Origin of the sequence: Flavobacterium sp., assembly GCF_044341265.1 — a bacterium.
In the GTDB taxonomy this organism is placed as follows: domain Bacteria; phylum Bacteroidota; class Bacteroidia; order Flavobacteriales; family Flavobacteriaceae; genus Flavobacterium.
On record NZ_JBIISA010000016.1, the window covers coordinates 60,506 to 72,990 of the forward strand.

The 12,485-nt window shown below is 33.6% G+C and carries 10 protein-coding genes and 1 rRNA gene; 3 read left to right on the plus strand and 8 right to left on the minus strand.

Features of this window, described 5'->3' with window-relative positions; genetic code table 11:
- Window positions 1-14: 14 nt before the first annotated feature.
- The 4 genes from ACIQ06_RS09415 to cphA form a co-directional block, all read right to left on the minus strand.
- On the minus strand, window positions 15-1,880 hold the full coding sequence (locus tag ACIQ06_RS09415; protein ID WP_396145740.1) for a U32 family peptidase: 1,866 nt from the start codon (window positions 1,878-1,880) through the stop codon (window positions 15-17).
- Window positions 1,881-1,970: 90 nt separating this feature from the next.
- Window positions 1,971-2,429 carry a DUF1569 domain-containing protein gene (locus ACIQ06_RS09420; RefSeq protein WP_396145742.1) on the minus strand — a complete coding sequence of 153 codons (459 nt, stop codon included), beginning with the start codon at window positions 2,427-2,429 and terminating at the stop codon, window positions 1,971-1,973.
- Window positions 2,430-3,251 carry a class D beta-lactamase gene (gene blaOXA / locus ACIQ06_RS09425; RefSeq protein ID WP_396145744.1) on the minus strand — a complete coding sequence of 274 codons (822 nt, stop codon included), beginning with the start codon at window positions 3,249-3,251 and terminating at the stop codon, window positions 2,430-2,432.
- A gap of 73 nt (window positions 3,252-3,324) precedes the next feature.
- Window positions 3,325-5,946, minus strand: a complete 2,622-nt coding sequence (gene cphA, locus ACIQ06_RS09430) for a cyanophycin synthetase (protein ID WP_396145746.1) — start codon at window positions 5,944-5,946, stop codon at window positions 3,325-3,327.
- 340 nt (window positions 5,947-6,286) lie between these two features.
- On the opposite strand from cphA, the gene ACIQ06_RS09435 reads away from it, so the two are divergent.
- On the plus strand, window positions 6,287-7,159 hold the full coding sequence (locus ACIQ06_RS09435; RefSeq protein WP_396145748.1) for a cyanophycinase: 873 nt from the start codon (window positions 6,287-6,289) through the stop codon (window positions 7,157-7,159).
- A 75-nt stretch (window positions 7,160-7,234) separates the two neighbouring features.
- Window positions 7,235-8,077 (plus strand): isoaspartyl peptidase/L-asparaginase, encoded by an 843-nt coding sequence (locus ACIQ06_RS09440; protein WP_396145750.1) that lies wholly within the window; start codon window positions 7,235-7,237, stop codon window positions 8,075-8,077.
- 93 nt (window positions 8,078-8,170) lie between these two features.
- On the opposite strand, the gene rplT is transcribed toward ACIQ06_RS09440, so the two are convergent.
- The 4 genes from rplT to thrS all read right to left on the minus strand — a co-directional run bounded on the left by rplT (window position 8,171) and on the right by thrS (window position 11,415).
- Window positions 8,171-8,515, minus strand: coding sequence for a 50S ribosomal protein L20 (rplT, locus tag ACIQ06_RS09445; protein WP_298120274.1), 345 nt, complete (start codon window positions 8,513-8,515; stop codon window positions 8,171-8,173).
- A gap of 121 nt (window positions 8,516-8,636) precedes the next feature.
- Complete coding sequence (gene rpmI / locus ACIQ06_RS09450) at window positions 8,637-8,834, minus strand: 50S ribosomal protein L35 (RefSeq protein WP_298120276.1); 198 nt, start codon at window positions 8,832-8,834, stop codon at window positions 8,637-8,639.
- A 63-nt stretch (window positions 8,835-8,897) separates the two neighbouring features.
- Window positions 8,898-9,446, minus strand: coding sequence for a translation initiation factor IF-3 (gene infC / locus ACIQ06_RS09455; protein ID WP_298120296.1), 549 nt, complete (start codon window positions 9,444-9,446; stop codon window positions 8,898-8,900).
- A 22-nt stretch (window positions 9,447-9,468) separates the two neighbouring features.
- Window positions 9,469-11,415: a threonine--tRNA ligase gene (gene thrS, locus ACIQ06_RS09460; RefSeq protein ID WP_396145753.1), complete on the minus strand. Its 1,947-nt coding sequence runs from the start codon at window positions 11,413-11,415 to the stop codon at window positions 9,469-9,471.
- Between the two features lie 734 nt (window positions 11,416-12,149).
- Here thrS and ACIQ06_RS09465 point away from each other — a divergent pair.
- Window positions 12,150-12,485: ribosomal RNA gene (locus ACIQ06_RS09465) — 16S ribosomal RNA — on the plus strand; the annotation flags it as partial.

Consider the following 12,485-nt stretch of genomic DNA (forward strand, 5'->3'; position numbering starts at 1 on the left):
ATAAAAACCATAATTTAATTGTCTTCTTCAATCTCAAACTCAGCATCTTTTTCCCAAATTTCCATTTCGCAAGGTTTGCAGTTGAATTTTAGTTTGTATTCTAGCTCACCTTGTTTTAATACCAATGGCTCTTTTAGTTTGCCTTCCATAGTATCTTTATGATATTTCGGGCATTTTTCTAATTCGTATTTAATACAATATTTAGTTGTCATAACACGAGATTTTCCTGGATCCCATTGTAATTCGAAGGCTTGTTCAATTTCAGTTACACCATGTCTTTCGTAGAATTTTCGAGCCGTTTTATTGGCAACATTGTACATAAAATCCAATTTACTTTCTGGATAGGGATGTGATGTTTTAACCATTTGATGTTCTTCACGAACGTAATTTGCCAAACGAATTTTAGTCAATTTCTCATAAACCGTTCTACGCATTTCATTGATTTTAGAAATAGGTAAAAACCAATTTTGAGAGAATTCAATTGTAATTTCATCAGCATTATAAGGAGTAAAACCTGTTTTTGCTAGATTTATTTTGAAATTTTCCTCAATCGATTCGTTATTTTTAGTTTGTTCTTTTGGATGAACTAAAGTTACAATACTAATATTTCCGTCTTCATCGGTAGCTTTTAATTCAAAACCATTTTCATTTTCTGTTAAAAGTAACGAAGTGCTAATTTTACGAACAGCACTGTCTTCACGCTCTACAATTTTGATAAAAGCTGCATCGTTGTTTCTATAGATGAAAGTTCCGTCTTTAATTTCTTTAAGAACATTTGGATACACAAAACCATTTTCAGCACGGTTTACATAAATTCCGTCGGCTTCATTGTTTTCGTTAATGAAACATAAACCATCACCATTATTAAGCAATTCGCCATTTTCAATTTCATACGAATTTCCAACCGTTTTAATCAGTTTTCCAATGTATTGACCTTTTGATTTCGGACTTTCCCATGAACCAATTGATTGATATCTTTCGTTTACAAAATAATCTGTATAACCACGATTAAAAGATTTATCAAGCGAAGATTCAAAAGTATAAGTTGATTTTCCTGATGAAGCTTTGATATATCGGTCACTATTTTGTTCTAAAAAAGCATCTAATTTTTGACGTAAATATGATACATTATTTTTTACATAAACGATATCTTTCAAACGGCCTTCAATTTTGAAGGAACAAATTCCGGCTTCAATTAAATTTGGAATTTGATCAGAAACATCGAAATCTTTTATAGAAAGCAAGTGACTATTTTTGATTAAAGTATCGCCATTTCCATCAATTAAATTATAAGGTAATCTACAGTTTTGTGCACACGAACCACGGTTAGCTGAACGTTCTCCATTGGCAACACTCATGTAACAGTTTCCACTAAACGAAACACACAATGCTCCGGTTACAAAGAATTCCAATTCAACATCGCTTGCTTCACTGATTTCTTTTATTTGATGCAAATTCAACTCACGCGCTAAAACCACACGTTTCATTCCGGCATCTTTTAGGAACTTTATTTTATCTGCATCACGATTATTAGCTTGAGTACTTGCATGTAGAACTATTGGAGGCAAATCCATTTCCATGATTGCCATATCTTGAATGATTAAGGCATCAACACCAATGTCATATAATTTCCAAATTAATTGACGGCACGTTTCTAATTCATCATCATATAATATAGTGTTGATAACTACAAAAACTTGTGCATTAAAAAGGTGAGCATATTTCACTAACTCTGCGACATCTTCAATAGAATTGTGTGCGTTAGAACGTGCTCCAAATTGTGGAGCGCCTATATAAACAGCATCGGCACCGGCATTTATAGCGGCCATTCCGTGAATTAAATCTTTTGCAGGAGCAAGAATTTCTATTTTCTTCTTCATATAATTCCTTAAATAAAAGTGTGCAAAGGTCTTACATTTATTGGAGAAATCTAAATTTAATTGATTTTTTAATCATTTTATGATTTGAAATTATGCTTTACAAATATCATTTACAATTTTCAAATGATGTTTGGTGTGTAATTTCAAAAACCACATTGTAGATTTTTTATTCAAGTTTCCGAAAAAGGGATGTGGAAAATAAGCGTTTTTATCAAACGTATCCCATTCTTGAAGTGCTGATTTTACTTTTTGCAAACTTAACAATAGTGACTCTTCGGAAATATTTTCGTCAGGAAGAACTACTTTTGGAGCTTTGGCTTTGCCTCTTGGAATGAAACCCAAGATTGAAATAAACAATTTACTTTTATTAAACTTCCATCGGTATTCTTGAGGATTAGAGTTTTTAACAGCTAAAGTAATTTGATAAATAGTTTTCAAACTATGCTCAATTTGCCAACCAACTGTTGCGTTTGAAACAGTAGGATTTGTCTTTTCATGAAAAGGAATTTTTGATTCTAGTTGCGAAATGAGGTTTTGTAAGTTTTGCATTTAATTTAGAATATTTAATTTTTTAAAAGCTTCTTTAGTTGCGTTTAATCTTATTGCTGGAAATTCATCCATATTCGTTTCTTCTTTTTCAATATTGGTTGCAAAAAAATATACTGAATTATTTTTTTCTAAATATCCTACTAACCAACCATTATTAATTTCATTTCTCATTCCCCAACCTGATTTGCCACTTAAAGTGTATGCAGCTGTTTCTTCGATTTTCATAATGTCTTTAATAATATTTTCAGTTCTTTTGGTTATGGGTAGTTCTGAAAAATATAATCGTTTTAAAAAATCAATTTGTTGCATTTGTGAAATTCTTGATTTTCCTTCTAGCCAAAAATTATCTATTGTTAGTGTGTCGAAAACCATTCCTTTATAGTTTAGTTTCTTCAAATACGATTTCATTCTTTTTACACCAACTTTTCTAGCAATTTCTTGATAACAAGGTACGCAAGAGACTTCAAAAGCTTTTTTTAGGGTTAAATCTTGTTCCCATTTTTTAAATCTTCTTTTTTCTCCATTCCATTTAAAAACAGTAGAGTCGCTCTCAATAACTCCTGTCTCTAAAGCAATTATTGAATTTGGTATTTTAAACGTTGAAGCAGGAATAACTCCCATTTTTGCCCAAGAAAAATTATTTGAATAATAGGTGTTATTTTTTAAATCGTAAATCAATACAGAGCCTTTTACATTCAAATTATCTAAAATTTTATCAAATTCAGGTTTAATGATTTCGCTAGATTTAGTATCTTTTTTTTGACAAGAAGCATTTATTAACAACAAAAAGAGTAAGCAAAATGTAAATATTTGTTTTTTCATTTTTTTCTTATTTATTTAAAAAATCCCAAAAACCGTCTGGAATTTGGGATTTTAAGTATTAGAAATTTATCTATTAAACAGTTTCTTCTTGTTCTTTATCCAAATAACTTTGAACAATTTCAATGGCATTAGTAACTACGTCGCTTAATGCTGTGATAAATGTTCCATCTTCGGCAGTGTCAATGGCGTGTTTGATAGCTTCGGTTTCTTTAGAAATTATTTCGTGAGTTATAGTTCTTCCTGAAGCTGCAATCCCTTCCATTATTAATCCAATGATTTCTTCTTCGGTTCTTCCTCGTAAATATTTTTCTTGGCGAATGATGATGTGGTCAAACATTCTAGCTGCAATTGTTGCACATTCTTTAATGTCTTCGTCACGTCTATCACCAACACCAGCAATAATTCCGATTTTTTTGGTAGCTTCAACACTACTTAAATATTCTTCAACACCTTTATATCCTGCTGGATTGTGAGCAAAATCAATTAATACTTTGAATTTTTTGAATTCGAAAATATTCATTCTTCCTGGTGTTTGCGCCGCACTTGGAATGAATGTTTGCAATGACAAACTAATATCTTCTGTTTTAAATCCTTGTAAATAAGCTGCTAAAGTGGCTGCCAAAACATTAGCAATCATAAACTTAGCTTTTCCGCCCATTGTTAACGGAACGTGAGTGGCTCTCTCTACACGAATTTTCCATTCGCCTTTTTTAATGGTGATGAATCCGTTTTCGTAAACGGCTACAATTTTTCCTTCTTTAGCAAATTGTTGCACTTTTGGATTGTTTTCATCCATTGAAAAATAGGCAACATTGCAACTCAATTCGTTTGCAATTTTCAAACATTGGTCGTCTTCTGCATTTAAAATTGCCCAACCATCTTTTTTGATACTGCGAACCACAGTTGCTTTTACTCGAGCTAAATCGTCTAAAGTATGAATATCTGATAATCCTAAATGGTCTTCTTGAATGTTAGTAATAATTCCGATATCGCAACGACTGAAACCTAAACCTGAACGAAGAATTCCGCCACGAGCCGTTTCAAGAACTGCAAATTCTACCGTTGGATCTTTTAAAATATATTCGGCAGAAATTGGTCCTGTAGTATCACCTTTTTCCATCAAATGGTTTTGAACATAAATTCCATCAGATGTTGTGAAACCTACACGATAGCCATTATTTTTTACAATATGTGCCATTAAACGTGTCGTTGTAGTTTTTCCATTAGTTCCTGTTACGGCAATAATCGGAATTCTACTAGGTTTTCCAGGAGGATAAAGCATATCAATTACTGGAGCAGCAACGTTTCTTGGCAAACCTTCGCTTGGAGCTAAGTGCATTCTGAAACCTGGTGCAGCATTAACTTCAAGAATACAACCGCCTGTTTCCTTTAATGGTTGCGTTAAATTTTCTGCCATGATGTCAACTCCGCAAATATCTAATCCGATTACTCGAGAAATTCTTTCGCAAAGGAAAATATTTTCTGGATGCATCATATCAGTTATATCAACAGAAGTTCCACCTGTACTTAAATTAGCCGTTGATTTTAAATAAACCACTTCGTCTTTTCTTGGAACGGTTTCTAACGTATAACCTAGTTTTTCTAATAAATCGGTAGTATCTCTATCAACATCTATTTGAGTTAATACATTTTCATGACCATAACCACGTCTTGGGTCAAGGTTGGTTTCTTCTATTAATTGTTGTATGGTTTGTTTTCCATCTCCTTTTACGTGAGCAGGTTCGCGTTTTGCTGCTGCAACTAATTTATTATCAATGATTAAAACTCTAAAGTCATAACCTGTAATAAATTTTTCTACAATAACTCGATGACTGTATTTTTTTGCATAAGCCAAACCTTCTACAGCATCTTCCCATGTTTTTACGTTTATGGAAGCTCCTTTTCCGTGATTTCCGTCAAGTGGCTTTAGTACAATTGGATAACCAATTTTCTTAACAACTGCTTCTAAATCTTCTTCATCAACACAAATTCCGCCACTTGCAACAGGAATAGATGCTGCGTCTAACATTTTTTTAGTTTGTTCTTTATTACATGCAATATCTACAGCGATGCTACTTGTTTTACAAGTAATTGTTGCTTGAAAACGCATTTGGTTTACACCATAACCTAATTGTACCAAAGAATTAGTTCCTAATCGAATCCAAGGAATATCACGAGCAACAGCTTCTTCAACGATGCTTCCTGTAGAAGGTCCAAGTCTAACGCGCTCACGAATCTCACGCATTTTCTGAATATCTTCTTCAGGATTGTAATCCGTTCCATCTATTAGAGCTTCAGCAATTCTTACTGCTGCTTCTGCTGCGTATAAACCTACGTTTTCTTCTGTATAGCTAAAAACTACATTATATATTCCTGGAGTTTTGGTTTCACGAGTTCTTCCGAAACCGGTTTCCATTCCAGCAAGGGTTTGAATTTCTAAAGCAATATGCTCAATAACGTGTCCCATCCAAGTTCCTCTTTCTACTCTTGAAAAGAAACCGCCACGACAACCTTCGGAACAGCGATGTTCAATCATTGTAGGAAACATGGCTTCAATTCGTTCACGAAAACCTTCAATTTTATTTGTAGGACGTTCTTCTAATTCTTCTAAATCTAATCGCATTTGGATTAGCTTTTTTCTTTGTACACTCCAAATATTTGGTCCACGTAACGCTTGAATTTTATCGATCTTCATATTCTATTGGTATTTTGTTTTGTATTGATTGTAATGGATTTGTTAAAAATAGAAAATATTTATTATTATGAAACATTTTTTATGAGAAAAAGTTTGATTTTTATTTGATTTATTATCGTTGTGTTGATTTTTAGGGATTTGCTTTGCCTTTTGAAAGCTAAAATAACGGATTTTCTTTTGAAAAAATGAATGAAATGCAATACAAATGCCGTTTAGCCCTGATTGAAGCGGCACCTTGTAGAGCGTAAAGCAGGAACATGGTTAATAAGTAGTCAATAAGTTTCGCTTCAAAAAGCAATAAAACGTTTGCGAAATATTATGAAATAGTTATTTTTACCGCATGAAAATACAAGGAAAACTAATAATAATAGGTGGCGCTGTTGATAAAGGCAGTTTTACCGAAACAAATCTGGATAAAGACGCTCCAAAAAATTTAAACTTTTTTGAAGAGGGAATTTTGAAAAGAATCATAAAAGAATCCGCTAAGAAAGAGTTATCTAGGATTGAAGTTATCACTACGGCATCAAAAATTCCGAGAGAAATTGGTCCGGAATATGTTAAAGCTTTTAGCTATTTGGGTGCGAATAATGTTGATGTTTTGTATATCGAAAAACGTGAACAAGCAAGCGATCCTGAAATTTTAGAGCGTTTAAAAGCAGCGGATGTAGTAATGTTTACTGGTGGTGATCAATTGCGATTGACTTCTATTTTGGGTGGAACTCCATTTGATGATATTTTGATTGATAAATATAGAAATACCGATTTTATTTACGCAGGAACTTCTGCAGGTGCAGCAGCGGCAAGTAATAATATGATTTATCAAGGAAGTAGTCATGAAGCTTTATTAAAAGGAGAGGTGAAGATTACTTCTGGTTTAGGATTGATTGATGATGTTGTAATTGATACGCATTTCGTACAACGTGGTAGAATTGGAAGGTTATTCCAAGCGGTTGTTGGAAATCCAAAAGTTTTAGGAATTGGTCTTGGAGAAGATACTGGTTTGTTGATTTTGAACGGTCGACAAATGGAAGCTATCGGTTCTGGGCTTGTAATTTTAGTTGACGGAAGAGAAGTAAAAGATACTAATTTGACACAAGTTGAACTTGGTAAGCCAATATCAATTAATCATTTAGTAACTCACGTGATGAGCAAATACGATACTTTTGATTTGGATACTTTTAAAATGACTATTAGTAGTTCGCAATACGTTTAAAAAAAGTTAATGGTTTGTAGTTTGTTGTTAATTGTTGACCATAAACCACAAACCATTAACTACAAACCAAAACTAATGAAAATAATAATTCACGGCGGTTTTTTTTCTGAATCTTCAACAAGTCATGAGACAAAAGTTGCTAAGCAAAATGCTTTATTGAGAATTGTAAAGGATTCTTATGAGTATTTGAAAACGCATTCGGCTGTTGAAACGGTAGTTTATGCTGTTTCGTTATTAGAAGATGACGACTTGTTTAATGCTGGAATTGGTTCGCAGATTCAAAGTGATGGAAAAATTAGAATGAGCGCTTCTTTGATGGATGGAACTACACAAAAGTTTAGTGGCGTTATTAATATTGAAGAAGTTAAAAATCCTATTCAAGTGGCTTTAGAATTGATGAAAGTTGATGATAGAGTTTTGGGTGGAAGTGGAGCAACCAACTTTGCAAGACAATACGGATTTGAAAAATTTTCTACTGAAATTCCACAGCGTAGAGCAGAATATGAAGCAAAATTAGCTGCGACAGGAACAGGAACTGTAGGTTGTGTGGCTTTAGACTCCAATGGGAATTTAGCTGCCGCAACTTCAACTGGCGGAAAAGGATTTGAAATTCCTGGAAGAATATCCGATAGTGCAACTGTTGCAGGAAATTATGTCAATGAATTTTGTGGTGTAAGTTTGACTGGAGTAGGAGAAGATATTGTAAGTAATGCAACTGCAGCCAAAATTGTTACACGTGTTACTGATGGATTTTCATTAGACAAAGCATTCGAAAAAACCTTTGCGGAATTGAAACCTTATGATGGTTTTGCTGGCGCAATTGCTATTGATAAAGAAGGAAATATGTTTCATCAAGATTCGCATCCAAGTATGGTTTTTGCGAGTTATGATGGCGAGAAGGAAGAAGTTTTTGGTTAGAAAAACAAATTATTTATATAAAACAAAAAATCCCAACCTTTCGATTGGGATTTTCTATATGTAAGTAAGTTAAACGGGTTGTACAAACGTTTTTTATTTCACTTTTTTCACAACAGCTTTGAAAGCTTCTGGGTGATTCATTGCTAAATCTGCTAATACTTTACGGTTCAATTCGATACCGTTTTTCTTAACTAATCCCATGAATTGAGAGTAAGACATTCCTTCTAATCTAGCTCCAGCGTTAATACGTTGAATCCATAATGAACGGAAGTTTCTCTTGTTTTGTTTTCTATCGCGATAAGCGTAAACCATCGCTTTTTCAACTGCGTTTTTAGCTACAGTCCAAACGTTTTTACGACGACCAAAGAAACCTTTGGCTTGCTTCATTATCTTTTTTCTTCTTGCTCTTTTAGCAACTGAATTTACTGATCTTGGCATAATTTTCTTGTGTTTTTGTAGCAGGCGTCCTGAATTTAATCAAAGGAACTTTATAGCCATACTCCAAGGTTATTAAAATTGTTTTAACCTAAAGAATTATTCTTTAATTGACAAAAGTCGATTAGATAATTCTTAATTGTTGTTTAATGCTTTTTTCATCTACTTTAGCAACTAAAGCAGAGTGAGTTAAAGCTAATTTACGCTTCTTAGACTTTTTAGTCAAGATGTGGCTTTTGAAAGCGTGTTTTCTTTTAATTTTTCCAGAGCCAGTAACTTTAAAACGTTTCTTAGCACTAGATTTTGTTTTCATTTTAGGCATAATTTCCCTAATTTATTTAAATTTAACTTACTTACTTATTTTTAATATCAGAATAAATTCTGTTTACTTTTTCTTCTTAGGAGCGATATACATTATCATTCTCTTTCCTTCAAGAACAGGTAAAGCTTCTACTTTTCCGTGTTCTTCTAAGTCTTGAGCTAAACGTAATAATAATATTTGTCCTTGCTCTTTATAAATGATTGATCGTCCTTTGAAGAATACAAATGCTTTTAATTTTGAACCTTCTTTAAGGAATTTTTCAGCATTTTTTCTTTTGAACTCATAATCATGTTCGTCTGTTTGAGGACCAAAACGAATTTCCTTAACCACAATTTGCGTTGATTTTGCTTTAAGCTCTTTTTCACGCTTTTTTTGCATGTAAACAAACTTTTTATAGTCGATAATTTTACATACTGGTGGTTCAGCATTTGGAGAAATCTCTACCAAATCTAATTCTAATTCATCCGCAAGACGCATAGCATCTGCAGTTTTAAAAATACCTGGTTCTACATTGTCTCCAACAAGACGTACTTCAGGTACACGAATAAAATTATTTATTCTGTGTTCATCTTTTTTTTCTACTCGAGGTTGATAACCTCTGTTGTTTCTAATTGCTATGGCTTTATTATTTTAGTTAAACTTCAAATGTTTTTAATGTTTTGGCAATTTCTTCGTTCACAATTTTAGCAAATTCTTCAATTGTAACCGTGATATTACCTTTTCCTTCTTGACCGTGACGACGTACAGAAATGGTTCCGTTTTTCTCTTCTTCCTCACCAACTATCAGCATAAACGGCATCTTCTGAACTTCGGCTTCTCTAATTTTCTTACCAATCGTCTCGTTGCGGTTGTCAATTAGGGCGCGAATTTCGTGATTTTCTAGCAATTCTAAAACTTTTTTCGCATAATTTTCATATTTCTCACTCAAAGACAAGATAATAGCTTGTTCTGGCATCAACCAAAGTGGGAAGTTTCCTGCGGTATGTTCTAGTAAAATTGCAATAAAACGCTCCATCGAACCAAATGGTGCACGGTGAATCATAACAGGACGATGTAATTTATCATCTGCACCTTTATAAGTTAATTCAAAACGCTCTGGTAAGTTATAATCAACCTGAATTGTTCCAAGTTGCCAACTTCTTCCTAAAGCATCTTTTACCATAAAATCCAACTTAGGACCATAGAAAGCAGCTTCACCATATTCAACTACAGTATTCAAACCTTTATCAGCTGCAGCATTAATAATAGCATTTTCTGCTTTTTCCCAATTCTCATCGCTACCTATATATTTATCTCTATTTTCTTTATCACGTAATGATATCTGAGCGGTAAAGTTTTCAAAACCTAACGAGCCAAATACATATAATACAAGGTCAATTACTTTTTTAAACTCACTATCCAATTGATCTGGAGTACAGAAAATATGAGCATCATCTTGAGTAAATCCTCGCACACGAGTTAATCCATGCAATTCACCACTTTGTTCATATCTATAAACAGTTCCAAATTCAGCATAACGTTTTGGTAAATCTTTATACGACCATGGTTTTGTATTGTAAATCTCACAGTGATGAGGACAGTTCATAGGTTTCAATAAAAACTCTTCGCCTTCTGCAGGAGTTGTTATTGGTTGGAAACTATCAGCACCATATTTTGCATAATGACCAGAAGTTACATAAAGCTCTTTTTGACCAATATGTGGAGTAACTACTTGTTCGTAACCTGCTTTTTTCTGTGCTTTTTTCAAGAATTGCTCCAATCGATCTCTCAAAGCGGCTCCTTTTGGCAACCACAAAGGTAAACCTTGACCTACTTTTTGTGAAAAAGCAAATAAGTCTAATTCTTTCCCAAGTTTTCTATGATCACGACGTTTAGCTTCCTCAAGTAATTCAAGATAGTCAGTTAAATCTTTTTGTTTAGGAAATGAAACTCCGTAAACACGAGTTAATTGTTTGTTTTTCTCGTCACCACGCCAATAGGCACCAGCAACACTCATGATTTTCATAGCTTTAATAATTCCAGTATTCGGAATATGTCCGCCACGACACAAGTCAAAGAAATTAGAATGATCACAAAATGTAATCGTTCCGTCTTCTAAGTTAGAAATCAACTCCGTCTTATATTCGTTATCCTTATAGGTAGCCAATGCTTCTGCTTTAGAAACAGCACGCATTTTAAATTCATGCTTCTCTCTAGATATTTCTAAAACTCTATCTTCAATAGCTTTAAAATCTGCATCAGTTATTTTGTTATCACCAAAATCAACATCATAATAAAATCCATTATCAATAGCAGGTCCGAGAGTCAATTTAATACCATTGTATTTTTCCTCCAAAACTTGAGCCATAACATGTGATGTAGAATGCCAAAAAGCTTTTTTACCTTCTTTGTCATTCCATGTATATAATATAAGTGAACCATCGGTCGTTAATTCCGTAGAAGTTTCTATAGTTGTACCATTAAAAGCTGCCGAAATCACATTTCGCGCTAATCCTTCACTGATGCTTTTTGCAACATCCATCGGAGTTGTACCATTTGCAAACTCCTTAACCGAACCGTCAGGTAGAGTAATCTTTATCATTCCTTAAATTTTATGGACTGCAAATATAGGAGATTAACAAAACACATACAATATATATAGGTATAATATCTCAAAGTATTTTTTAAAGCGACCCATCAGCGCATTTTTGCAATCCATATTCCTGCTTTACGCGTTACAAGGTAACTGCTTCAATCAGGGCTAGGTTGTTTTTGTATTGATTATATGTAGTATTTCAAAAGATGTTTTTGTTTACTTCAGTTGTTTTCTTTAGAGATAAAAAAAAACTTTGTTCAACAACAATCACAAAACCAGCTGATTAAAAAAAACTTTTAAAAAAGGTTTGAAAAAGATTTGCGAGAGTGAAAAGAATAGCTACTTTTGCACCCGCATTAAGGCAGACGTTCATTAACAAACACTGAAAAAAAACTTAAAAAAAAGTTGTGTAATACGGATTAAGGTTTTACCTTTGCCGTCCGCAAAACGAGTAAGTTTTTTGAGTTATTGAGTAGTAAAAATAAAAATAAATATTTTTTTCTTTTTACTTGCGAGTTAAAAAATAAATTGTACTTTTGCACCCGCTAACTGAAACACGTCAAGCATGGCTTACTAATAAGAGTAATGTAAGGCAAAGTAAAGATAGCAAAACAATAAAGAAGACACGTTCATAGACATATTGAATTGACAGCCGTCTTATCCAAAAGATAAGACAAAGAAAAAGAAAGTAAGGCTAATCGAAATTAGATAGAGTTGAATTATCGACAATATTAAAATATACGATGAAGAGTTTGATCCTGGCTCAGGATGAACGCTAGCGGCAGGCCTAACACATGCAAGTCGAGGGGTAGTTACTTTCGGGTAATGAGACCGGCGCACGGGTGCGTAACGCGTATGCAATCTACCTTTTACAGGGGAATAGCCCAGAGAAATTTGGATTAATGCCCCATAGTATGTATGAATCGCATGGTTTATACATTAAAGTTCCAACGGTAAAAGATGAGCATGCGTCCCATTAGTTAGTTGGTAAGGTAACGGCTTACCAAGACGATGATGGGTAGGGGTCCTGAGAGGGAGATCCCCCACACTGGTACTGAGACACGGACCAGACTCCT